This window comes from Paenibacillus sp. SAFN-054 (genome assembly GCF_051966755.1).
GTDB lineage: Bacteria > Bacillota > Bacilli > Paenibacillales > Paenibacillaceae > Paenibacillus_AQ.
On record NZ_JBQCKS010000002.1, the window covers coordinates 885085 to 909538 of the forward strand.

Annotated in this window: 23 protein-coding genes; 5 read left to right on the plus strand and 18 right to left on the minus strand. The window is 53.2% G+C overall.

Annotated elements, in window-relative coordinates:
* Positions 1 to 405: 405 nt before the first annotated feature.
* Together ylbJ and ACTHPM_RS15590 are read left to right on the plus strand one after the other, a co-directional pair.
* Positions 406 to 1677 (plus strand): sporulation integral membrane protein YlbJ, encoded by a 1272-nt coding sequence (ylbJ, locus tag ACTHPM_RS15585; RefSeq protein ID WP_440395456.1) that lies wholly within the window; start codon positions 406 to 408, stop codon positions 1675 to 1677.
* A gap of 65 nt (positions 1678 to 1742) precedes the next feature.
* Entirely contained in the window at positions 1743 to 2546 is an 804-nt protein-coding gene (locus tag ACTHPM_RS15590; protein WP_328281414.1) for an NAD kinase, read from the plus strand.
* A gap of 23 nt (positions 2547 to 2569) precedes the next feature.
* On the opposite strand, the gene ACTHPM_RS15595 is transcribed toward ACTHPM_RS15590, so the two are convergent.
* On the minus strand, positions 2570 to 3196 hold the full coding sequence (locus tag ACTHPM_RS15595; RefSeq protein WP_440395455.1) for a YutD-like domain-containing protein: 627 nt from the start codon (positions 3194 to 3196) through the stop codon (positions 2570 to 2572).
* A gap of 38 nt (positions 3197 to 3234) precedes the next feature.
* A complete protein-coding gene (gene lipA / locus ACTHPM_RS15600; RefSeq protein ID WP_440395454.1) occupies positions 3235 to 4116 on the minus strand; it encodes a lipoyl synthase in 882 nt (293 codons plus the stop codon).
* Between the two features lie 182 nt (positions 4117 to 4298).
* On the opposite strand from lipA, the gene ACTHPM_RS15605 reads away from it, so the two are divergent.
* The gene (locus tag ACTHPM_RS15605; protein WP_440395453.1) at positions 4299 to 5390 is read left to right on the plus strand and encodes a M23 family metallopeptidase; all 1092 of its coding nucleotides are present in this window, start codon (positions 4299 to 4301) and stop codon (positions 5388 to 5390) included.
* A gap of 94 nt (positions 5391 to 5484) precedes the next feature.
* On the opposite strand, the gene yunB is transcribed toward ACTHPM_RS15605, so the two are convergent.
* On the minus strand, positions 5485 to 6351 hold the full coding sequence (gene yunB, locus ACTHPM_RS15610; RefSeq protein ID WP_440395452.1) for a sporulation protein YunB: 867 nt from the start codon (positions 6349 to 6351) through the stop codon (positions 5485 to 5487).
* A 249-nt stretch (positions 6352 to 6600) separates the two neighbouring features.
* Between yunB and ACTHPM_RS15615 the strand changes: the two genes are divergently transcribed.
* Positions 6601 to 7281 carry an RNA polymerase sigma factor gene (locus tag ACTHPM_RS15615; protein WP_440395451.1) on the plus strand — a complete coding sequence of 227 codons (681 nt, stop codon included), beginning with the start codon at positions 6601 to 6603 and terminating at the stop codon, positions 7279 to 7281.
* Positions 7282 to 7314: 33 nt separating this feature from the next.
* Entirely contained in the window at positions 7315 to 7902 is a 588-nt protein-coding gene (gene clpP / locus ACTHPM_RS15620; protein ID WP_440395450.1) for an ATP-dependent Clp endopeptidase proteolytic subunit ClpP, read from the plus strand.
* Between the two features lie 86 nt (positions 7903 to 7988).
* Here clpP and ACTHPM_RS15625 read toward each other — a convergent pair whose 3' ends face one another.
* From ACTHPM_RS15625 to ric, 15 genes are all read right to left on the minus strand, one after another.
* Positions 7989 to 8714 (minus strand): YwiC-like family protein, encoded by a 726-nt coding sequence (locus ACTHPM_RS15625; protein WP_440395449.1) that lies wholly within the window; start codon positions 8712 to 8714, stop codon positions 7989 to 7991.
* A gap of 56 nt (positions 8715 to 8770) precedes the next feature.
* Positions 8771 to 9781 carry a GTP 3',8-cyclase MoaA gene (gene moaA / locus ACTHPM_RS15630; RefSeq protein WP_440395448.1) on the minus strand — a complete coding sequence of 337 codons (1011 nt, stop codon included), beginning with the start codon at positions 9779 to 9781 and terminating at the stop codon, positions 8771 to 8773.
* 112 nt (positions 9782 to 9893) lie between these two features.
* Positions 9894 to 11387, minus strand: a complete 1494-nt coding sequence (locus tag ACTHPM_RS15635) for a nitrate/nitrite transporter (RefSeq protein WP_440395447.1) — start codon at positions 11385 to 11387, stop codon at positions 9894 to 9896.
* Positions 11388 to 11553: 166 nt separating this feature from the next.
* Positions 11554 to 12201, minus strand: coding sequence for a response regulator transcription factor (locus ACTHPM_RS15640; RefSeq protein ID WP_440395446.1), 648 nt, complete (start codon positions 12199 to 12201; stop codon positions 11554 to 11556).
* Positions 12198 to 13268 carry a sensor histidine kinase gene (locus ACTHPM_RS15645; protein ID WP_440396226.1) on the minus strand — a complete coding sequence of 357 codons (1071 nt, stop codon included), beginning with the start codon at positions 13266 to 13268 and terminating at the stop codon, positions 12198 to 12200. The genes ACTHPM_RS15640 and ACTHPM_RS15645 overlap by 4 nt, the downstream gene beginning before the upstream one ends.
* A 5-nt stretch (positions 13269 to 13273) precedes the next feature.
* Positions 13274 to 13738 carry a GAF domain-containing protein gene (locus tag ACTHPM_RS15650; protein ID WP_440395445.1) on the minus strand — a complete coding sequence of 155 codons (465 nt, stop codon included), beginning with the start codon at positions 13736 to 13738 and terminating at the stop codon, positions 13274 to 13276.
* Positions 13739 to 13786: 48 nt separating this feature from the next.
* Positions 13787 to 14479: a respiratory nitrate reductase subunit gamma gene (gene narI, locus ACTHPM_RS15655; RefSeq protein WP_440395444.1), complete on the minus strand. Its 693-nt coding sequence runs from the start codon at positions 14477 to 14479 to the stop codon at positions 13787 to 13789.
* On the minus strand, positions 14466 to 15044 hold the full coding sequence (gene narJ, locus ACTHPM_RS15660) for a nitrate reductase molybdenum cofactor assembly chaperone (RefSeq protein ID WP_440395443.1): 579 nt from the start codon (positions 15042 to 15044) through the stop codon (positions 14466 to 14468). Before narJ ends, narI begins: the two co-directional genes overlap by 14 nt.
* Positions 15037 to 16572: a nitrate reductase subunit beta gene (gene narH, locus ACTHPM_RS15665; RefSeq protein WP_440395442.1), complete on the minus strand. Its 1536-nt coding sequence runs from the start codon at positions 16570 to 16572 to the stop codon at positions 15037 to 15039. Before narH ends, narJ begins: the two co-directional genes overlap by 8 nt.
* Positions 16562 to 20236: a nitrate reductase subunit alpha gene (locus ACTHPM_RS15670; RefSeq protein WP_440395441.1), complete on the minus strand. Its 3675-nt coding sequence runs from the start codon at positions 20234 to 20236 to the stop codon at positions 16562 to 16564. Before ACTHPM_RS15670 ends, narH begins: the two co-directional genes overlap by 11 nt.
* Positions 20237 to 20649: 413 nt before the next feature.
* Positions 20650 to 21399, minus strand: coding sequence for an ABC transporter permease (locus tag ACTHPM_RS15675; RefSeq protein ID WP_440395440.1), 750 nt, complete (start codon positions 21397 to 21399; stop codon positions 20650 to 20652).
* Positions 21400 to 22161 carry an ABC transporter ATP-binding protein gene (locus ACTHPM_RS15680; RefSeq protein WP_440395439.1) on the minus strand — a complete coding sequence of 254 codons (762 nt, stop codon included), beginning with the start codon at positions 22159 to 22161 and terminating at the stop codon, positions 21400 to 21402.
* A gap of 212 nt (positions 22162 to 22373) precedes the next feature.
* A complete protein-coding gene (locus ACTHPM_RS15685) occupies positions 22374 to 22715 on the minus strand; it encodes a DUF1048 domain-containing protein (protein WP_440395438.1) in 342 nt (113 codons plus the stop codon).
* Between the two features lie 72 nt (positions 22716 to 22787).
* Entirely contained in the window at positions 22788 to 23108 is a 321-nt protein-coding gene (locus ACTHPM_RS15690) for a PadR family transcriptional regulator (RefSeq protein ID WP_440395437.1), read from the minus strand.
* A gap of 395 nt (positions 23109 to 23503) precedes the next feature.
* The gene (gene ric / locus ACTHPM_RS15695) at positions 23504 to 24202 is read right to left on the minus strand and encodes an iron-sulfur cluster repair di-iron protein (protein ID WP_440395436.1); all 699 of its coding nucleotides are present in this window, start codon (positions 24200 to 24202) and stop codon (positions 23504 to 23506) included.
* Positions 24203 to 24454 lie beyond the last annotated feature (252 nt).

A 24454-nucleotide genomic window follows, 5' to 3' on the forward strand; every position in this document is an offset into this window, starting at 1 on the left:
AAGCCAAGGAGAGGCATTATGGCTCCATTATTGGCAAGTAAAAATTATTTCCATTATATCAAAAAACAAAAAAAGGCGCTAAACGTTTGTTTAGCACCTTAGCGTTATTCAGTAGCTGCTCCAATCCTCTTCGCCGGAATGGACCAGTGAGGCGCGAATGACATACACGAAAGCGCAGACAAGAACACCGGCGACAATACTCATGATCTCATCACTCCATCCATTTATTGAAATTTGATTATTGAATAGTATTTGGTTTGTATATTTTAACATACATTCGTCAAAAAAACATTATTTTTTGTAAACGCTTTCTATGTTTTTTTGTACTGTTTGTCCGATGCTTTTCATAAATTTAGGTATATGGTGTGAATCGAATGACCTATACATATGCAGGAAGGTGTGACTATGACCATTAAAAAGCTGGGTATGCCCCTGATGCTGACCTCCCTCGCCAGCTTAATGCTGCTTATGACCGTTTTTCCCGGGGCCTATCTTGAATCTGCCCTGCGTGGTCTGGCGATTTGGTGGGATGTCCTCTTCCCCTCCCTGTTTCCGTTTTTCATTATTTCGGAGATGATGCTTGGCTTCGGCGTTGTGCATTTATTCGGAACACTCCTCGACCCGCTGATGAAGCCGCTGTTTCGCATCCCGGGCAGCGGAGGCTTCGTGGCAGCCATGGGATACGTTTCCGGATATCCGATCGGAGCCAAACTGACGGCCAAGCTGTGGGAGCAAAATATGGTGACCCGCGACGAAGGCGAACGGCTGGTAGCTTTTACGACGTCTTCGGATCCGATCTTTCTGATCGGTGCCGTATCGGTCGGCTTCTTCCATGATCCGAAAATGGCTGTCATTCTGGCTACGGCCCATTACGGCGGCGGCTTTCTCATCGGACTGCTCATGCGATTTCACGGCAAACGGAGCGCTGCGGGTGCAGGGGATGTCCCCCAGGGCCCTTCCAACAAGCTGCCGGGCCATGCGCAGCCGGGGCCAAAGAGCGGACGCATCCAGAGAGCCTTTGCGGCCATGCATCAAGCGAGAATGCAGGATGGTCGGAGCATAGGCGAAATGCTGCGGCAGGCTGTTGAATCCTCTTTAAAGCTTATTATTGTCGTAGGGGGCCTTGTCGTATTCTTCTCCGTGTTTCTGGAGCTCCTCACGCAGGCCGGCGTCATGAGAAGCCTCTACTTTATTCTTGACCGGTTGCTTGCCGTCCTCGGCTTTCCGCCTTCATTATCGGAATCGCTGGTCGGAGGCTTGTTCGAGGTTACGCTCGGTGCGCGTTCTGCCGGGGAAGCTGCTTCCTCCGTGCCTCTCCCCTTTAAAGCGGCCGCTGCGGCCTTTATCCTGTCATGGGGCGGACTTTCCGTGCATGCCCAAATCGCAAGCATTCTGCATGCGACGAATCTGCGTTACCTTCCTTTCATGATTGCACGGCTGATCCACGCCGTCCTGGCTGCGGCTCTCGTGCTGCTGCTCTGGGAACCGTTGATGGGATCCGCCTCACCGGCTTTAAGCATGCCCGCTGAAGTCCCCGGCATTCGGCTTGAAGCAGGCTGGTTTGCGGACCGGATCGCCTATTTCTGCCTCCTCATTGTGTTCATGACCGCTGCTTCGGCGATAGGCTGCTGGATTCGGGCGATATGGCGCCGGGGAGACGGCAGAGCTTCCAAATGAACGTTGTGTTATGCTCCGATATTGTTTATGATCGTTATATAACCCAATAAAGGAGCTTAACTCTCTTGAGATATTATGTCCTGGATCGCGGTGATCAGTTGTCCGTAGATTTGAGCGAGCAGTTCCATAAGCTAGCCGCGCAGCGCGGATTTCGTCTGGATGCCGAATCTCCCGAAATTGTCATTTCGATTGGCGGAGACGGTACGATGCTTCATGCCTTTCATACGTTTATTGACCACATTCCCGATATTGCCTTCGTCGGCGTTCATACGGGCCATCTCGGATTTTATGCAGACTGGCAGGCAGACGAGCTGCCCCAGCTGATCGATTTGATGAGCTCGGCCAGCAAGTCCGGCTCCATTCGTCCGCGGATCGTCAGATACCCGCTGCTGGAGCTTGAAATCCATCGCAAATCGGGCAATGCTTCCTATATCGCATTAAATGAATTCACGCTTAAAGGCGTAGACGGGACGGTCGTAGCCCAAGTGGATATCAACGACCAGACCTTTGAAATGTTCCGGGGGGATGGGATTTGTATCTCGACGCCATCCGGAAGCACGGCTTATAACAAAAGTCTCGGCGGTGCCATGGTCCATCCGACGATCGAGGCGCTGCAAATCGCCGAGATTGCCTCCATCAACAACCGGGTTTTCCGAACGATGGGGTCACCGCTCCTGCTGCCCAAGCATCATCATACCGACATTTTTTCGCGAAAAGAACAGCGGCTGCTGCTTACGATCGACCACGTCAACATTCAGGTGGACGACCTCATCTCTGTACGCTGCCAGGTTGCGAAGGACAAGGTAAGCTTTGCCCGGTACCGGCCGTTTCCGTTCTGGAACCGCGTCAGAGAAGCCTTCCTTGGTTAGATATCAATGTAAAAAAGCGGTCCCTATTGGGGACCGCTTTTTGGTTTCTCGGATTTTTCCTGTCTTTCAGGTCTTTCCTGTCTTTCAGTTCTTTCCTGTTTTTCAGGTTTCTCAGGTCTTTCTTGTCTTTCCTGTCTATCCGCTTTGTCAGGTCTGTCCGACTTTTCCGGCTTTCCCGTCTTTTCCTGCTGCTTATCCGGTCTCTCGGCTCTTTCCTGCTTTTCAGGTCGTTCAGGCCGTTCATTTCTTTCTGGTTTATCCTGTTTCTCCTGTTTATCCTGTCTCTCCGGCCGTTCCTGCTTCTCCGTCTTCTCTGCTCTTTCCGGTTTCTCTGTTCTTTCCTGCTTCTCCGGCTTTTCCTTATCTTTCGGCTGGTTATCCCGGTTCTTTTGCAGGACGAAGTAAGCGCATCCGAAATTGCAATATTCATTGATGTAATCCACCATACCGGAGAAGGCCGAGTCCCTAGTGGATTTAGGATGCTTATCCCGGTAGAATCCCTTTAACCGCAGCTGGTTGTATCCCCAGTCTCCGACAATGTAATCGTAGCGGTCCAGCACTTCGCTGTACCGGTCGCGAAAGGCTTCAGGGTTCCATCCGTTTTTATGGTCTTTCAGCAGCTCGTAGCTTTTTCCGCCAATCAGGATCAATGATGCTCCCCCTGCCTTTCATTAAAAAATCATATCTATTATTTCTGTCCAGCCGCCGACTTCACCTGCTCATGAGCGTGATAGGAGCTGCGTACGAGCGGGCCCGATTCCACGTGGCTGAATCCTCTGCTCATGCCCTCTTCCTTGAGCTTGGCAAACTCGTCCGGATGATAATATTTAACGACATTCAAGTGCTGCGGAGACGGCTGCAAATACTGTCCGATCGTCATGATATTGCAATCGACCGCACGCAAATCGTCCATGGACTGCAAAATTTCGTCCCATTCTTCCCCTACACCAAGCATGATGCTCGATTTGGTCGGAATATTAGGCTGCATGTCCTTTGCTCTTTTCAACAGCTCCAGGGAACGGTCGTATTTCGCTTTGGCGCGAACCCGGTTCGACATGCGTTCAACCGTTTCGATGTTGTGATTCAAAATATCCGGCTTGGCATCCATGACCACCTTCAAAGCATCCCAGTTCCCCATGAAGTCGGGAATGAGGACCTCCACGCTGCACAGCGGCAGGCGTTTGCGGACAGCCTTGACGGTTTCTGCGAAAATCATTGCTCCTCCATCGGAAAGGTCGTCCCTTGCAACGCTAGTAATGACGCAGTGGTTAAGCCCCATGTTCTCGGCAGCCTCTGCCACGCGTTCCGGCTCCTGCAGATCAAGTTCGGTAGGTCTTCCGGTATTGACTGCGCAAAAACGGCACGCACGCGTACAAATGTCACCCAGGATCATAAAAGTCGCTGTACGGTTCGCCCAGCATTCGTATATGTTAGGGCAACGCGCTTCTTCACACACGGTATGTAGTGTCTTCGAGCGCATCATGCTCTTGATTTCCTGATAGTTGTCACCGGTCGTCAGTTTAATGCGAATCCAGTCCGGTTTTGGTTCCTTGACGGTTTCTTTAGGCAATGATCTGACCTTCTTTCGCTCATGATTAACTGCTGCACGCCCCATATTATATCATGAAATACCCCAAAATACTTCCATTTCCCATGCTGAAGCAATCGATGGATAAAATGGCTTCTCTTGTACCAATCTAAGGTATGCCCATCCCGTCCGGAATAAGAAAAAGCTGCCAGCAGGAGGTTACAATGAAAAGATCCGCTTCAAAGCCAAGCAAAATATCACGCATACTGATTAGCGTTGCAGCCGCAGCCATTGTCCTCGCCGAAGCGGCCACTCCTGCATGGGGAGTACCTCAAGCCCCTCAGGCGCCCGCCCCCACCGCGGAATCGCTGGACAAGCTGAGCCGGGAGGATATTCTGGCCTCGAGGAAAAAGCTTTATGATCAAGTGTCGGCCGCTACGCGCATTCCGTGGTACCGCCTTGCGGCGATTGACCAGTATGAGCATACGCTCACCAAGGTTCATCCAAAAGATCGCGCGCATCCGAAGCGCTTAACGGGCATTTTCATGAACGAACCGGTTTGGGCCGGGATGTTCAATCCCGACCAGAGCGACAATAATCCCCGTTCCATCGGTATTTTTAACGGGTATGGCAAAGACGGATCCGGTGACGGAACCGCAGACTTGAACAATGATATCGATGTGCTCTACAGTATGGGCTCCTACCTGCTCCGCTATGGAAAGTCTGAGGACGACTTCGGCATCGCGCTGTGGGAGTATTACCATAACAGCCGCTCCGTGCAGCGCATTCGGCAGTTTGCCAAGCTCTATGAAAAGTTTCAGACGCTGGATTTATCCGGCCATGCTTTTCCTCTGCCGATCTCCGACGCCTATTCCTACCGGGATACCTGGGGAACCGGACGCAGCTGGGGCGGGTACCGGATTCATGAAGGGACGGATATTTTTGCTCCCTACGGCATCCCTGTGCGCAGCACCTGCTACGGCATCGTGGAGCTTAAAGGATGGAACCCGTTTGGCGGTTGGCGGATCGGCATTCGCGATTTGGATAACCGGTATCATTATTATGCACATCTGCAGGGCTTTGAGAAGAGCCTGAACCAGGGAGATATCGTCTCACCCGGCCAGACCATCGGCTGGGTCGGCAGCTCCGGATACGGAAAGCCCGGTACGCAGGGAAAATTCCCGCCGCATCTCCACTATGGCATCTACCGGGATAGCGGACTGGCCGAGTGGTCTTTCGACCCCTATCCCCTGTTGCGCCACTGGGAAACCGAGGAACGGCAGGCGATCAAGAAGAAGAGAAAAGGCTCTTCCTGATTGGAATGGACCCGAATCCCGCATGAATACATCGAAGAAAAAGAGCCTGATTCCCCGGTAAAGGGATCAGGCTCTTTGGCATGCATGCTGCGGATTAAGGATGGGTATCTGAGGTCTCCGACTTCCCGCCTTCGTCAGTCTCTTCGGTTTGCCGGCTCGATATGCCCGGAATCGCAGCATTTTCTTTGCCTTGGCTGCCGTTCTGTCCGTTTTTTTCGGTTTGCGGCTGCGTGGAAGCTGCATTTCCGGTGATCCCCGGCAAAGCAATGTTCGGCGCGTTCGCTCCGCCGCCTACCGGCTGTCCCTGGCTGTTGTAGTAATACATCGGCACATCGCCGACCACCATCAGATAAGACACCGGAATTTCTGTGTCGATCACTTCGGGCTCCATATCAAACGGAACCACAACCGCCACCTCGACGGTCACATGAATGAATACCTCAACCAGCACCATGTTGATCCCGGCGTCTTTTTCCCTCGTATTCAGATCGACCTTCACGGCTCCCTGCGGCTCGATCCGGATGGGGACGTTCGGGCCGAAGGACGCGAGGAGCGGGCTGCCGAGCGCCTGGCCGAGAGGAATGCTTTCCGACAGCATATGCTTGTTCTGCAGGGTCGTCTGCACGACCTTGAACGTGTCCGACGTAATCTTCATATGTTCGGCATAATTCAACATGAATCCGGACACTTTGCCGGAGGAATCCATTTTCCAGTCGATCAGCTGCTCCGCATTTTCCCCCTGCGCCACCTGGGAAGCCACGGCTTCATTGATGGCATCCGTGCCGATCTGCTTCATGCGGATTTTGGCCAGATGCATGATCGGGGGCTTCATATGATTCTCCACGTAGGCAAAAAACTGCAGGAGAAGAATCAGGAACACGAGCGTGCCGATCAGCCACACCTTGCGCCGGCTTTTCGGCCTGCTCCCGCCCCTGCTGCGCCATCTTGCTCTTCTTTTCATGCCCGGCGATCCCTCCTTGGAAGAAGAGGTGCTTACCTTAACAGCATATGTCCCTGTCCCTGAAAAAAGACGAGCAAAGCCTGTATCCATGCACTCACTCAGACAGATTGCAGGGGTTATCCGCATCTTCTTTTTGATATAATGGGAAAAACAGGATGAAACTGCAAAAAGAAATTTCAACCCGGCCGTATCCTTTTGACGACCGCCAAACGTTCTATATATAGAGGCCTCGCAAGGAGAGTGATTAACATGTTAATCCACAAGGAAATGGAAGAGATGTACCCGAAGCTGAAAGGCTTCTGCCTGAACGTGACCGGAAATTCTTGGGACGCCGAGGATCTGGCACATGATTCGATGCTCAAAGCCATGAAATTTTGCCAAAAGGATCCTTCCGGCAAACGGAAAGCCAGCTTTCCCCTGCTCGTAACGATCGCCCGCAATCACTGGATCGACCAGCTCCGCAAAAAAAGCCGGGAAACCATCGGCCAAACGGCCGATGAGCCGTCGCATGACAAATCGACCGACCAGGTGATAAGCGGACTCGATGCGCTGATGGAGCGAATGACGCCGAAGCAGCTGCTGGTGTTTGTCCTGAAGGACATTTTCGAATACAGGCTGTCCGACATTGCGCATATGCTCGATATGAATGAGACAGCCGTCAAATCGCTGCTGCACAGGGCACGCCGTAAATTGGATGAGAAGCGGGATCAGAATGAGCCTGAGGATATTCCGGCAGCAAGCCAGGAATGGCAGCCGGTCGATGCAGACTGGTTCCAGCGCCAGCTGCTGGTAGCGATCCGGATGGAGCAGCCCGAGCTGCTGCAGCGGCTTGCCCTCTCCCTGCGGACGCCAAACCAGGGGCCACAGGCTCCAGCGCGGCTATCGCGTCCTTCCGGCTCGCCTTCCGCTCTCCTTTTACGCGCGGCATAGCCCTTTTGCTTCATATGAGAAGGAGGCTATCCCATGAATATGATTCCTTACGTTGTGGAGCAGACCCGCCTAGGCGAGCGCTCTTACGATATCTACTCCAGGCTGCTCAAGGACCGGATTATTTTTCTCGGCTCCGAGGTCAATGACCAGGTCGCGAACAGCATCATCGCCCAGCTGCTTTTCCTGTCTGCCGACGATCCGGACAAAGAAATCTCGCTGTACATCAACAGTCCCGGAGGCTCGATATCCGCCGGATTTGCGATCCTCGACACGATGGACTACATCAAGCCGCAGGTGAGCACGATCTGTATGGGCATCGCGGCCTCCATGGGCGCTTTCCTGTTCCTTGGGGGCGCCAAAGGCAAGCGGTACGCGCTGCCGAACAGCGAGTTCATGCTGCATCAGCCGCTCGGAGGCGCCCAGGGGCAGGCCAGCGATATTGAAATATCCGCGCGCCGGATATTGAGAACGCGCGAGAAGGTGAATCAGTTCATCGCCGACAAGACCGGGCAGCCGCTCGACAAGATTTACCGTGATGCGGACCGCGATTTCTATCTCACGGCCCAGGAAGCCCTCGAGTATGGCATGGTAGACCGCATCATCACGCAGCCTTTGGTGTAACGCCGCAGGCCCCTGAAACGCCCAAAAAAGCTGTCCGACTTCGGACAGCTTTTTTGTTCTATGACTAATTCGAATGAAAGTCCCGGTTACAGGAAGATCAGGGAGAAAACCAGAAATTGCACCGAGCCGATAATTTCCATGATTCCGACCTTCATCGGCTTCATCTGTTTGCCTGCGTACAGAAGCGTCTTGATCAGCGGGTAGAGAAAGGGCAGGCACATCCATGGATGAAGCGTAAACAGCGGCACGGCCAGCGCGAGTGTATGGTAGACGACGGCATAGACGCTCCAGCGTTTATTTTTCCGTTCGCGGAAGACGGACTTCACGAAAAACACGGTACCCATAAAATAGATGAAATTGAACAGCAGAACCTCGACCAGCTCCCGGCCCCATGTTCCTCCCCCCAACATGAATGCTGCGGCCCCGCCGGTGCAAAACAGCAGAATGGCGCAAATATCATTCAGCAGCGCCCGTTCGGACTTACGCCGCACATGCCAGATATTCACCGCGATCAATAACATCAGAACGGGCGCATACCAGAACAGCCAGGGCTCCTTCATGAGCACCGGAATCAGACACAGGACGGCCACGAATGCATAACCGGCCCCCCAGGCGAGCCACATGTTCCGTTTGGCCGTCTTTTTCAAAGATTGCAGCAGCGGATAAGAGGCTAAGTATAAGAAGAACCAGGCCAGGAACAGCGGGAGATGCAGAAAAACAGGCTGCGAAGCCATCATGGCTATGATAAAGGGCATGCTGACCATGGCCCAGCCTCCATGCTCCCTTGGAATGACAATGCTTGTCTTCTTCATCTCTTCAAGCTCCTTTGCCCATCATGGGCCGTTCTTCAATCCTGAATCGAAACCGCTCAACCGCCAATATAGGACATTCCGATCTTTTTCCGTCCTACGGCCGATTGCTCCGTCCGCTCTTCCGAGTAACGGTCCGTTCTTCTCTCCCATACGCCGCGGATGGCTGCGAGGAGCTCTTCATCCGTCGCTCCGCTGCGGAGCAGACTGCGAAGGTCGAACCCGCGGGAGGCGAAAAGACAGGTGTAGATGCTGCCGTCCGAGGATAAACGAATCCGCGAGCAGGTCGAACAGAAGGCTTCGGATACGGAGGAGATGAATCCGACCTCGGCTTCCCCGTCCCTGTAACGGTAGCGTTTGGACACTTCCCCCGGGTAACGCGGCGATACCGGCACAAGCTTGGCATCCCCGCCCAGCATTTCGTAGATCTCCCGCTTCGTCACGACCCGCTTCAGGCTCCAGCCGTTGTCATTGCCGACATCCATAAATTCGATGAAGCAGAGCGTGACGCCGAGCTGTTTGAAGTAGGCCGCCATCGGAATGATTTCCTGATCGTTCACGCCTTTCTGAACCACCATGTTAACCTTGACCTGAAGACCGGCTTGTCGGGCCTGTTCAATACTTTTCAGAATGGCGGACGACGAAATACCGCGGCCATTGATGCGGCCGAAGAGCTCCGGATCCAGCGCGTCGAGGCTGACGTTCACCCGCCGGAGCCCGGCAGCATAGAGACTCTGGGCCTGCAGTCCAAGCAAAAGGCCATTTGTCGTCAGGCCGATGTCCTCGATCCCCTCAATCTCCTTCAACCTACAGATGAGTTCGGGAAGTCCGCGCCGCAACAAGGGCTCGCCGCCGGTCAGGCGGATTTTACGCACCCCCAGCGAGGCGTACAGTTTGGCGACGCGGGCGATTTCGTCCCATGACAGCAGCTGCTCCTTCGGCATGAACGCATAATCGTCGCCGAAGATCTCCTTCGGCATGCAGTACGTGCAGCGGAAATTGCAGCGGTCCGTTACGGAGATCCGCAGGTCGCGCATCGGTCTAGCCAGCTGATCCATCATGGGATTCATCGCCTTTCCCCCTTCTCCTCTTCTCTATTCAGAATCACAAAGCCGCTGCGGCGCTTTTATCCCTGCAGCTGCGGGCTCGGCTTGATCTGTTGGCTCCCTTTGCTGGAGCGGCTTATGGGTTTCCCGTAATATCGCTAAATGTGCCGACATATTGGATCACGTCGCCGGAATCGTCTTTTACCGCATTAATCGTTAACAGCTCTAAATATTCCTCGCCGTTCTTTCTGCGGTTCCAGATCTCTCCCTGCCAGCTTCCCTGAGCCTTGATTTCCGCCCACATGTTGCCGTAAAATTCGCCCGATTGGCGACCGGATTTCAGTACGCTCGGATTTTTGCCGACGACTTCTTCCTCTGTATAGCCTGTAAGCTTCGTAAAGGCAGGATTCACGGCATTAATCTTTCCGTTTATGTCGGTCACGAGAATGCCTTGGCCGGTCGAGTTGAACACTTCGGAAGAAACGGCCAGTTTATCCTGAAAATACATCCATACGACGATCACGAGACTGGCCAGCGCCACTTGGGAAAGCGCCATGAAGCCGATTGAATACTGTCCTGTAACCGAATGGATGAAGGAAAGCATCAGCGGCGGGAAGAAACCGCCCAGGCCGCCCATCATGGATACGATCCCGTTGACAATCCCCGCTTGCTTGTTGAAATAAAAAGGAACGAGTTTGAAAATGATCCCGTTGCCGAGTCCCGCCCCGACCGCAATCGTCAGACAGCCGACCGTGTAAAGACCGATGGACGGCGAGAAAGCCAGGATAATGGCGGCGATCGTCAGACCGACGAATACGCCCATGAGCAGAAACAGCGGTTTGAACTTATCCGCAAGCCATCCGCCGACCGGACGCAGGAAGGTTGCCACCACGATGAAGCCGGCGGTCCGCATTCCCGCATCCACCTTGGCCAGCTCAAAGTTCGTGACCAGGAAGTTGGGCAGATATACGGTAAAGGCAACGAACGAACCGAAGGTAATAAAATAAAACAGAGAGAAGAACCACAGCTTTTCGTTTTTATAGACGCCCTTGATTTGTTCCACCAGCGGCGTTTTGACCTTTGTTTCTTTGCGGTCGCCCAGGAAGACGTTCAATACCGCGAATACGAGCAGCAGAATCAGGTACAGCTGGACGGTTCGGGACCATCCGATTTGCGTTGCGATGACAGGCGCGGCGAAGGTCGTGATTGCCGTACCGATATTGCCCATGCCATAAATTCCGTTTACCAGTCCCAGCTTCTCTTTCGAATAATATTTAGGAAGCGAGGTTACGCCGACGGAGAATACGGCTCCGCCGATCCCGAGAAACAATCCGCCGATGACAAGATGCGTGAAGGACGAGGCGGCACTGATAAAATAGACCGGAAACAGCAGCAAAATGAAGCTGGCGATAAAAACAATTCGTGCGCCAACGATGTTGGCGTAATATCCCAGCGGCAACCGCAGGATGGAACCCAGCACCACCGGAATCGCGGTCAGGATCGCCAGCCGGTCCGCCGGGATGGAAATATCCTCCCTGATAAACGGCAGCAGCGCGGAGATGATGACCCATACCATAAACCCTAGCACCAAATTCATTGTTTGCAGCGGCAGCTGCACTTTTTTGATCATTTCCAATCACCTTTTCTGAACGTAATGAATGGCTGCTTTCATTGATCCCCACGTCTCATTGTACGTGACATCATTCACAAAGATAATAGGGAAGTTCCCTGAAACTCATCAGGGAACTTCCCTATATCACGCGTTAGAAACATCCGATATCCCTATCCATACCCTATTAAAAGTCCAGCAGCTTTTTCTTGAGCGCATACTCCACCAGCTCCGGACGGCTTTTCAAATTCAGCTTCTCCATAATTTTGGACTTGTGGGCCTCCACCGTTTTCACGGATACATACAGCTTTTCGGCAATTTCTTTGTTGCCGTATCCTTTGGCGATGAGGGGCAATATCTCGATCTCCCGTTTGGACAGGCTGTTGAACGGATCGTTGTCCGCGCTCTCGCTGTCCTTCTTAATGAATTCCCGGACCAGCGAGGTAGCCATCTGCGGATGAATATAGGTACCTCCCTTATATACCATCCGGATGGCCGAAATCAGTTCTTCATCGGGCGCATTCTTCAGCACGTAGCCGGAAGCGCCGTTCTTCAGCACGTGGAACAGATAATCGTCGTCGTCGTACATGGTTAGTATTAAAATCTTCGTATTCGGAAAATCGCCGCTGATCTTGCCTGTCGCAATCAGCCCGCTCTCGCCCGGTGGCATGCTGAGATCCATCAGGAGCACATCCGGCTGATGCTTGGCCACCATCGCGTAGGCTTCCATGCCATCTGCAGCAGTCGCGACGACCTCCATATCCTCCTGGTAGTTCAGGATCATGGAAAAGCCGCTTCGGACCACCGCATGATCATCCGCTATGACAATTTTCACCGCATCTCGGCCTCCCTCTTGTTATCCTGTGTTAATGGAATTCGCAGTTCCACCTTTGTTCCCCCGCCGGGAACGGAGTGAAGCATAAACTGCCCTTCGACAAGCTCGGCGCGCTCGCGCATGCCGTACAAGCCGAGGCCAGTCCCCTTGGCTTCGTTCATATTCATGTTAAAGCCGGCGCCGTCATCCATCACGGTCAGCTGCAGGCTGCCGTTCTCCTCACATAAACGGACATGCACTTCGTCCGTGCCTGCGTATTTCAGCGCATTCAGAACGGCTTCCTGACATATGCGATATACGACCGTCTCAATCTCGCTGCTGTAGCGGGCCGCAGACAATTCTGCCGAGAAATCGACGAGCAGGCCATAATTTTTCTCGATCCATTTGAAATGCGAGCGGAATGCCGCCTCAAGACCCAAGTCATCGAGCGAAGCCGGACGCAGCTCCACCGACAAGTGGCGAATATCGTCCAAGAGGCGCGTCAGCGACACCTCGGTCTGCTGCAGCTTCTGCAGCACATCCTCGCCTACATCCATATATTTGACCACGCGCAGGTCCACAAGCGAGCTCAGCAGCTCCTGGGCGACGCTGTCATGCAGCTCCCTGGATATGCGTTTGCGTTCGTCTTCCTGTGCTTTGATGACGTATTTCAGCAAATTCGAGCGCTGGAGCATCTCCTGCGTCTTTTGCTGTTTGGTCAGATCCAAGAGCATGAGCACGCGGATCCCCCGCTCTTCGTCGATGGTATGGTAGCTGGCCGCATAAGGAACCACGCCTTCACCCCTCGTTTTAAGATACACCTGGAACGAAGAAAAATCCCCTTTTGGAAAATCCAAGTAGCATTTGGAGCAGGAAATCTGATCCTTTTCATCCGTATAGCCTTTGCAGGTCTGACAGAAAGAGTCATCGACGCCGGAATGCATCCGCTCGATCACGTCGACATCCAGAATATTCTCCGCTGCCGGATTCATGGCAACCACGCTGCCCTTTTCATCGATAAAAAAGATCGCTTCCATGCTGTTCGCGTACATCTTCTTCAGCAGGTCGCTTAAATGCCCGTCCGTCATCTGAATCAAGACTGCGTCACCTCCTTCGCATGAAAAGCGCCGAACTCCATTCCAAGCCCTTCCTGAAACCGCTCGAAAGCGGCTTGGTCCAGCCGGTTTTCATTGCGGTAGCCCACAAGCAAAACGCCTTTGACCCGGCATCCTTCCCACAGGGGAATGGCCCCCAGGCTTTTAAGCTGCTCCGCCACGATAATCGGATAATTGAACAAATCCCTCGATTCGATATCGGCGCTGACGTTCTGAATCAGCATCGGCTTGCCGGTTTTGAACACCATGCCCGCAATGCCTTTGCCGGAATGAAGCACAATCCGCTTATAGCGCTCGTTAATGTTGCCTGAAGCGTACTGCCAGGTTAATACGAATCGGTCCTCAGCCGGCTGCACCAGAGCCATGGACACGAAGTCGAATTGAAACCGGTCCCGGAGCTTGTCGATTTCCTCTTGGTAATGATAAATCGGCTGATTCTTCATAACGATAACTCCTCTGATGTAGAAAAGAAGGCTCTTCGCCTTCTTTGTCTACGATTCATATTTGCGGTGCTTTCTATAAAGGATATATCTTCTGCCGGCATAATTCAACGGAACACTCCACACATGCACGAGCCGGGTAAACGGCCACAGGGCAAAAATCCCGAATCCGGCCAGCATATGAATCTTGAAGGACAGCGGCACATTCGCCATCAACGCCGCATCCGGCCGGAGCATGAAGAGGTCCCGGAACCAGATCGAAATGCTTTCACGGTAATTGAACTCAGGCTGAACGGCGTTCGTGACGAGCGTGCTGTACATTCCCATGAACACGATAAACAGCAGCAGTACATTCACGATCATGTCCGAGGCTGAACTGAGCTGGCGGACGTTCTTGATCGTGAAGCGGCGCGAAGTCAGCAGAATCATGCCCCCCAAAGTCAGGAAGCCGAAGACACTGCCGATATACACGGCTCCGATGTGGTACATATGATTGCTGATCCCCATCGCCTCCATCCAGGACTGGGGAATAGCGAGGCCGGCCACATGGCCGCCAATCACCGGAATGATGCCCAGATGGAACATTAGGCTGCCCAGCTTCAGCTTCTTTTTCTCGATGAATTCGCTGGATTTGGCCGTCCAGTTGAACTGGTCGGTGCGGTAACGGTAAATATGCCCGACAACAAACACGGCAAGGCAGATATAAGGAAAAATAACCCATAAAAATTGGTTAATCATGCTCATGAGCCTCCGCCTCCTGATCGATGCATGCTTTGAACGTCTCCCGCAGCCCTTGGACGAGATGGAAATAAGGGCTTCCCGACGCCTCCAGCGCCTTCAGCAGATGGAAGGTGCCGTCCTCCATGACCGCGAGCATGAGATCCAGGCTTTCTGCCGCTTCCTTCTCATGCCCCTGCCAGTTTGCAGCATAAATAAACTCGCACATAAGCGGGAGGTAATCAGACAACTCGGAGCTGTCGATATCCAGACCAAACAGCGGATACGTTTCTTTGAGCTTCGCGAGCATTTGACCCCGGTCCCGGCTGTCTTCGAACTTATGGTAAGTCATGTATAACGTCGTCTTCTTCTGAAAATCGAACGTCTGAACGTACAGCTCCTCAATTTGCTCCATGCTGTATTCATGCATGAGGTTCCAGAAGGTCCGGACTGATGTATAGGCCGGATGGGAGGAGTCCAGCGACTCCTCCAGCACGTTAGGATGAAAATCCAGCTTCTCCGGGTAGGTCAGCATCTGCGCGAAAAAGCCGAACACATTTTTATATTCATGCAGCTTTCCGAGATTAATCACGCCAGATCCCCCCATAGAAGTTTTCCTCGTACAGTTCCTTGCCGGTTTTGCCCTGCGGGCTTGCCGGTCCGCAGCCGCTGCAGCCCGAGCTGAAGCCTTCCAAGCCCTGGGAGCGGTACACGTCCATATGGCTTTCTTTGTGCGACGTCGGTACCACGAAGCGGTCATCGTACTTGGCAATCGCAAGCAGGCGGTACATCTGTTTCATTTGGTGGGCTGTAAGGCCAACCCGCTCAAGCCGCGATTCGTCAAACTCGGCGCCGGAAGACTGAGCCCGCATGTAAGAACGCATCATCGCCATCTTTTGCAGGGCTTCCTTCACCGTTACGGTGTCTCCTGCCGTCAGCAGGTTCGCGAGGTATTGGATCGGCGTGCGCATCTCTTCGATCGCCGGGAAAATCATGTCCGGATTCTCGATCGAGTCCCGTCCTTCAAAATAGTTCATGATCGGGCTGAGCGGCGGCACGTACCATACCATCGGCAGCGTCCGGTACTCCGGATGGAGCGGGAAGGCGAGCTTGTATTCAATTGCAAGCTTATAGACCGGCGAGTTTTGGGCTGCCTCGATCCATTCCTCCGTCAATCCGTCTTTGCGCGCTTGCTCGATGACCGCCGGATCGTGCGGATCGAGGAACAAGCTGCACTGTGCCTCGTACAGATCCTTCTCATCCGGCGTAGAGGCCGCTTCTTGGACGCGGTCCGCGTCATAGAGCATGACGCCCAGATACCGGATGCGGCCGGTGCAGGTTTCGGAGCATACCGTCGGCAAGCCTGCTTCAATTCTTGGGAAACAGAAGGTGCATTTCTCCGCCTTGTTCGTTTTCCAGTTGAAGTACACCTTTTTGTAAGGACAGCCGGTCATGCAGTAACGCCAGCCGCGGCAGGCTTCCTGATCCACCAGCACGATGCCGTCCTCGTCCCGCTTGTACATCGCGCCGGATGGGCAGGATGCGACGCAGCTTGGGTTCAGGCAGTGCTCGCACAGGCGTGGCAAGTACATCATGAATGCCTGTTCGAAGTTGAATTTGATCTCTTCCTCGATCTTTTCGATATTCGGATCCTTCGGCCCCGTCACATGGGCACCCGCCAGATCGTCTTCCCAGTTCGGTCCCCATTCCAGGTTCATCGTTTCGCCGGTCACCGCGGATTTCGGGCGGGCCACCGGCTGGTGCTTTTTCTCCCCGGAATTGGTCAGATGTTCGTAGTTGTATGTCCATGGCTCATAGTAATCTTTCATTTCCGGCATATCGGGATTGTAGAAAATTTTCCCGAGCGCGATTTTGGACAGCTTGCTGCCGGATTTCAGCTGCAGCTTTCCCTTTTTCAGCGTCCAGCCTCCCTTGTATTTCTCCTGGTCTTCCCAGCGGATCGGATAGCCAACGCCCGGCTTCGTCTCTACGTTGTTGAACCACATGTATTCCGCACCCGGACGGTTCGTCCAGGTGCTCTTGCAGGTGACGCTGCACGTATGGCAGCCGATGCATTTATCCAGATTCATTACCATGGCGACTTGCGCTTTAATCTTCAAGCCAATCCACCTCTTTCATTTTGCGGACAGCCACGTATACATCCCGCTGGTTGCCGATCGGTCCGTAGTAGTTAAATCCATAGCTGAGTTGGGCATAGCCCCCGACCATCTGGGTCGGCTTCACATGTATTCTCGTCGGCGCATTGTGGCTGCCGCCGCGATCCTTCGTAATTTCCGAGCCCGGCACGTTGATGTGCTTATCCTGCGCGTGATACATGTACATCGTGCCTTTCGGCATCCGGTGGCTGACGACGGCGCGGGCGGTGACGACACCGTTGCGGTTGTATACCTCGAGCCAGTCGTTGTCCTGGATATCGTTCGCAGCCGCGTCCTCGTTGTTGATCCATACCGTCGGGCCGCCGCGGAACAACGTCAGCATGTGCAGGTTATCCTGATATGTGCTGTGGATGTTCCATTTGCCGTGCGGCGTCAGATAACGGAGCACGAGCGTATCCTTGCCCCCGGTAATCTGCTTGTCGCGCGGTCCGAATACCATCGGAGGTAGCGTCGGTTTATACACCGGCAGCGCTTCGCCAAACTGCAGGAAGATCTCATGATCGATGTAGAAATGCTGTCTGCCGGTCAGCGTCCGGAACGGCACGAGCCGCTCGATGTTCGTCGTGAACGGCGAATATCTTCTGCCCATTTTGTTCGAGCCGCTGAACACCGGCGTCGGGATGACTTCCCGCGGCTGGGCCGTGATGCTCTGGAACGTGATGCGCTCCGCCGCGCGGTCCGCGGAAATGTCCTTCAGGCTTACGCCCGTGTCCTTCTCCGCCGACTCCCAGGCGCGCTGCGACACTTTGCCGTTCGTCGCCGAAGAGATATGGAGCACGGCGTCCGCCGCGTTTCTGGCCGTATGGAGCTTCGGCAGGCCGTTTTTGATCGTGTCGTCATAATAGGTGCCATTCATGCGTTTCAGCTCATCGTACTCTTCAGCTACCGAGAAGCTGACGCCATGCGCTCCGACTTTGCCTGTCGCCAGGTTCGGGCCGAGCGTCACGAATTTATCGTAAATTTTCGTATAGTCGCGTTCGATCACCGTCAGGTTCGGCATCGTTTTGCCCGGAATCGCTTCGATCTCGCCTTTGCGCCAATCCAGCACTTTGCCGTAAGGCTGGGCAATCTCGCTGATCGAGTCATGGGCCAGCGGGCTTGTCACAAGATCCTTGTATACGCCCGGAAGATGCGTTTTGGCCATCTCCGAGAAGGTTTGCGCGATCGTTCTGTAAATATCCCAGTCCGAACGAGATTCCCACAAAGGATCCACCGCCGGATTAAACGGATGGACGAATGGATGCATATCGGTCGAAGACAAGTCGGTCTTCTCATACCAGGTCGCCGCCGGAAGCACCACGTCGGCATACATCGGCGTCGAGGTCATCCGGAAGTCCAGCGCGACCAAGAGGTCCAGCTTGCCTTCTACGTCTTCGCGCCACACCATTTCCTCCGGTTTATCCTCGTCGTTCGGCGTCGAGAGCAGGCTGTCGGAAGCGCCGAGCAGATGCTTCATAAAGTACTCCTGTCCTTTCGCGGAACTTGAAATCAGGTTCGAACGCCATACGAACAGCGATCTCGGGAAATTCTCAGGCGCATCGGGGTCTTCGGCCGCAAACTTGGTGTCTCCGGAGACGATTTGCCCCAGCGCATGGTTCACGATGTCTTCATTGCTCGTTTTGCCTTGGCCGGCCGCTTCCTCCGCGAACGTCAGGCTGTTCTTGTTGAACTGCGGATAAGATGGAAGCCAGCCAAGTCTGGCGGCAAGCACGTTATAATCTGCGGGATGCTGATAGCGGATATCCCCGCCCGTAGGCGATTTCAGGGAATCGGCCCCCATCTCCTCGTATTTCCATTGGTCGGTTGCAAAGTAAAAGAATGATGTCGCATTTTGCTGCCGCGGCTGTCCCTGCCAGTCTTTGGCGAAGGCGACCGTGGACCAGCCCTCAATCGGACGGCATTTCTCCTGACCGACATAATGCGCCCAGCCGCCGCCGTTCACGCCTTGGGAGGCCGTCAGGATGACCAGGTTCAGAATGGAACGGTAGATCGTGTCGCTGTTGAACCAGTGGTTGATGCCTGCGCCCATGATGATCATGGAGCGGCCGCCGGTATCCAGCGAGTTCTGCGCGAATTCTCTTGCGACCTGAACGACGACCGAAGCCTTCACGCCGGTGATTTTCTCTTGCCAGGCCGGAGTGTAGAAGCAGTCCGCATCCTCATATCGATCTGCATGCTGCTCGCTGCCTGCGCGTTCAATGCCGTACTGGCTGAGCATCAGATCGTATACCGTAGCCACCAGGCGTTCGCTTCCGTCGGCCAGTTGAATTTTCTTCGCCGGTATTTGGCGTTCGAAGGTGCCGTTGGCGTTGTTATCAAAGAACGGGAAGCTAATCGTCTGCATCTCCGCCCCTTGGGATTCCACCGATAGGGCCGGCGCAATGAGCGAGCCATCCTCGCGTTCCAGAATCAGGTTCCATTTCTTGTCCTGTTCCCAGCGCTGTCCCATCGTACCGTTCGGAACCGTGATCTCATTTCTGTTTTCGTCGATAATCACCGGCTTCCACTCGGCATGCTGCGAGGCGTCGCCCAAATCGCTTGCCCGCAGGAAGCGTCCTGCCTTATAACCGCCCTCATGCTCATCCAATAGCAGCAGGAACGGCATATCCGTATATTGCTTCGCGTAATTCAGGAACATCGGCTCCTGACGCTTGTGATAAAATTCGCTTAGAATAACATGCGTCATGGCCTGGGCGACTGCCGCGTCCGTTCCGGGATTCGGTGCCAGCCAGTTATCGGCGAACTTGACGTTCTCCGCATAGTCCGGAGCCACGGACACCACCTTGGTGCCTTTGTAGCGGACCTCCGTCATGAAGTGGGCGTCCGGTGTGCGCGTTAACGGCACGTTCGAGCCCCACATGATCAGGTAGCCTGCATTATACCAATCGCTGGATTCCGGCACGTCGGTCTGCTCGCCCCAGATTTGCGGGGAAGCCGGCGGCAAATCGGCATACCAGTCGTAGAAGCTCAGCATTTCGCCGCCGAGCAGGGAAATGAATCTCGCGCCCGAAGCGTAGCTGATCATCGACATCGCCGGGATCGGGGTGAAGCCGGCGATGCGGTCCGGGCCGTATTTGCGAATCGTATAGATTAACTGCGCGGAAATCAGCTTGGTCGCATCCGGCCAGGTTACGCGTACATGGCCGCCTTTACCGCGCGCTTGTTTATAGGATTTGGATTTCTCAGGGTCTTCCACGATGCTTGCCCAGGCAGCGACCGGGTCGCTGTGCTGGCTCAAGGCTTCATTCCACATGTGCCACAGCTTGCCGCGCATATAAGGGTATTTCACGCGGAGCGGGCTGTATTCATACCAGGAGAACGAAGCTCCCCGCGGACAGCCGCGAGGTTCGAATTCCGGCATATCGGGCCCGCAGGACGGGTAATCGATCTGTTGATTTTCCCAAGTGATGATGCCGTTTTTCACGAACACCTTCCAACTGCACGAGCCCGTGCAGTTTACGCCATGCGTCGTGCGCACGACTTTGTCATGGGACCAGCGCTTGCGGTACATATCCTCCCAGTCCCGGCTTTTCTCTTCAAGAACGGACCAGTTGTCCGAGTAGCTCTCCAATCGTTTGAAAAACTTTAGTCCTTGCTTCCGTTTCATAGGACGCTTCAACTCCTTCTGTGAATGACCATGATCGGGGAATCAATGTGTCGTCCATTCGTATGCCTTTATTATGAGCGTCCTGATTCGCGGTTCCTATTAGGGAAACTCCTATATCCCGGCGAGAAATCCCTTGATTGGCGGGATGAGGCATGAAACGTTCTTCAAATAAGATGCGAGAACCTCTGGAGTGAGAGCAGCCTTTTGCGCCAAAAAAAGACACAAGAAACGATCAGGGCCTCACCCCACAAGGAGATGAAGCCCTGAATCGTTCTTCTGTCTGATTTAAGCATCTAATGGTGGATAGCACATGTTCGTTGTCAGCTGAAAGATGGGCTTGCGGCCTTCGTTTGCTCCCAAATTCATTCATCGCAGCGGGAACCTTGAGATGGTTATCTCCCACGGGTAGTGTCTTACCCTAACTGGCGTTTAAATGCTCTATTCGCGAAAAAGTAAGCAATGATCATGATGCCGACGCACCAGGCCAGCGCAATCCAGATCCCGCTGCCAACCGATCCATCATAAAGAAGAGCACGGATCGCATTTACGATCGAGGTCACGGGCTGATTTTCGGCAAATGCGCGGACAATTTTGGGCATCGTTTCGGTGGGAACAAAGGCCGAGCTGATGAACGGCAGGAAAATCAACGGGTACGAGTAGGCCGTGGCTCCTTCCATAGATCCCGCTGTCAATCCGGGAATGACGGCCAGCCATGTCAGCGCCAGCGTAAACAGCCCGAGTATCCCGGCTACCGCAAGCCAATCCAGAATATCAGCGCTGGAGCGGAAGCCCATCAAGAGGGCAATGAGAAATACGACCACGACCGTTAGCGCATTGGAAACAAGTGAAGTCAGCACGTGAGCCCACAGTACAGACGAACGCTTGATGGGCATCGTAACAAAACGCGACATCAGCCCGCTTTTTACATCCGTAAACAGCCGCAGGGAAGTATAAGCGACACCGGAGGCGATAGCCATCAGCAAGATTCCCGGCAATAAATAATTGACGTAGTTGTCCGTACCTGTCTCTATGGCGCCGCCAAATACGTAGACAAACAACAACATCATCATAATCGGCGTAATGGCTACCGTAATAATCGTATCCGGGCTGCGCAAGATGTTGCGCATTAAACGACCCAGCAATACCCCTGTTTTACTTTTCATTTATTTCTCCCCCTTTTTGCCGATGACAGCGAGGAAGATTTCCTCCAGCGTCGGCTGCTTCTCAATGTATTCCACTTTCGCCGGCGGGAACATTTCCTTGAGTTCGGCAAGGGTACCCGTCGTGATGATTTTTCCGCCATGCAGGATGGCGATGCGATCTGCCAGTTGTTCGGCTTCCTCCAGGTACTGGGTCGTCAGCAAAATGGTCGTACCGCTGTCTGCAAGCTTCTTGACCGTATCCCAGACTTCAATCCGGGCTTCGGGATCAAGCCCTGTGGTTGGTTCGTCGAGAAAAATGACGGCCGGCGTCCCGATCAGGCTCATGGCGATGTCAATTCTGCGCTTCATTCCGCCGGAATATTTGTCTGCCCGGCGACCCGCCGCCTCGGTCAGGCTGAATCTTGCAAGCAGATCGTCGGCGACTTGAGCGGGATTCGACACACCCCGCAGTTTGGCAATCATCATCAGGTTCTCACGTCCGGTGAGCATGCCGTCTATAGCCGCGAACTGCCCTGTCAGGCTAATGTTCTGGCGAACGTGCTCCGATTGACGCTGGACGTCAAAACCGCAAATCCCCACTTCTCCTTGATCAGGCTTCATGAGCGTCGAGAGGATATTGACCGTCGTCGTCTTGCCCGCTCCATTAGAGCCCAGCAGCGCGAATATTTCGCCACGCCGCACCTGAAAATCCACTCCCTTTAAGACTTCCTTGCCCTTAAAAGATTTTTGTAGCCCTTTTACTGAAATCGCTGCATGATTCATACTATTTTCCTCCTTATTTAAAGCGCGGCAAGTCTGCTTGAGAGCTCTGATGTACGGCAATCGCCTGCGGCGCCAGTGGGTTGCAATGCTCTACTATTTAGTCATACAGATAATACGTTATACATAGTACCGGGGTAAAAATATAACTGAATAGCGAAGGCGGCAATTCACATTAGCAACCAGCTAATCAGTCGTGGATCTAAGGATGGGTTTTATTTTTTTCCAAACCGCTTCTGGATACTTTGATTCAAATCTTCACCATACTTGGCCGTGTAGGTTTTGGCATTTGCGATGAGTTCGTCGGCAAAGGACGCTACGTCCTGCCCGGTGATCTCCAGCACTTGTCTGCCTTCCGCCGCACCGCTTTCGAACAGCTCGATCAATTCATACTGGATGTGCAGCATATCCATCCCGTTGCCGCTCGCGAAATTCCACATATAGTTCTGGATATTTTTAAATACAAACTGGTAGTCCTCCGGCAGGGCTTCGACCCTTGCCATCATCATCTTGTATTCTTTTTTATCGCCAATCAACTTTTTGATTATTTCCAACATGTTATTATTCCTCCTTTTATAAATAAAGCTGAACAGATACTGCAAAAGATCGGTGCGAAACATTTTATGATGCTACATGGACTTCAAGACGTTGATTTTAGAGGATAGGAAATCCCACTTTTTCCAAAACAATTCGAGTTCCTGCCTTCCAGCCTCATTAAGGGAATAGAACTTGCGGGGCGGTCCCATATCTGACGGTTTCTTCTCGATGTTCACCAGTTTCTTCTTTTCCAACCGGACGAGAATGGTGTAGACCGTCCCTTCCACGACTTCAGCAAACCCAAGCTCGTTCAGTCGGCGGGTAATTTCGTAGCCATAGGTTTCACGGCGGCTGATGATTTCCAATACGCAGCCTTCCAGCGACCCCTTCAACATTTCAGTCAAATTTTCCATATGCAGAGCCTCCTGATTTCGTTCCTCCCTATTTAGTATAGCTTATATTCAGTATAACTTAGTACTGACTTAAACTTTAACTCAATAGCTTTTGGGAAGAATGCTATTAAGTATTACTTATTACAGGTAAATTGTATCACTGAGTAGAAAGAGTGTCAACTCCTTTTGCCAAAAACTTTTTGGAGCCTCATAATGCAGGTTCTCAAGAAGTAGGTATTCAGTAGTGCTGGTATTCAGTATTACTTTCTACAGGTAGATCGTAACACATAGTAGATCCGTTTTCAACTGCATTTACTAATTTTTTTTGAATCCAGCAAATTTCAACCAAGCTCAAAATAAAAGGCCCCTCTTCACCTCGTGAAGAAAGGGCCTCTAACCTCGGTACTCCTTATCGGCTACACCGCGGTGCGAATTCGTTCGAACAGAACGTTATTTTCCAGATGAATATGCTCGAAGGTATCCTTTTCAAGCAGTGCAAGACGCTGGTATACAAGCCGGTACGTGCCGCAGGCATCCGCTGGCAGTGCAAAATCGCTCGTGATTTCCCGCAGCTCCTTCAGCAAGTCCCCCGCCTGCTCATGCTCCTGCTCCAGCTCGGATACATGCGGCTTCAGCTGGGCCGAGGCCTCGGCATCGGGCTGTGCAACAAATTTTAATATCTTTGGAAATACGTTTTGATCCTCATCCTCGGTATGCTCAAGCAGCTCATTTTTCAGATCCGTAAAAATTTCCTGTACCCGCAGCAGCTCCGGATGACGTTCTCCATGCACGCGGGCCAGCTTCGTCACATAAGGGGTCAGCGCGGGAAGCTCTTCACGCAGGAAGGCATGGTGCTTGTTCTGGATGTAATCGATCAGCTCGGGCTCGGTCAGGTCTCCCGGCCGGCTCTCGTGGTACTCCGCCATTTTTGTCTCCAGTGTCTTTACCTGTTCCAGCACTGCGCCTGTATCCAGCTTCCGTTTGGCGGCTGCCTCCTCCAGAGGGATTTTGCCGCCGCAGCAAAAATCGATGCGCAGCGCGCGGAACAGATCTGCGGATTGGGGAATGGCGGTGACAATATCGGAAACTTGCGTTTGCAGCGTAATTTGGCTCATAGGAATAACCTCCAGTGAATTGTAGAATGAGACGTTTCGGATGATCTGAGCGAAGCATTCGGCGGTAACTCTCCCGCACCATCGCTTGCTATAGGTCCAGTATAAAGTTCGGCCGCCAGTGTCCTTGTGATTGCGGTCATACGAATAATCAACGATTTGTGAATTCCAATATAACGGGTGGATCTCAGCAATATTTACCAAAAAAATGATTCTCACTGCCATACTTGTATGGTAGTATGGTGAAAACAGGAG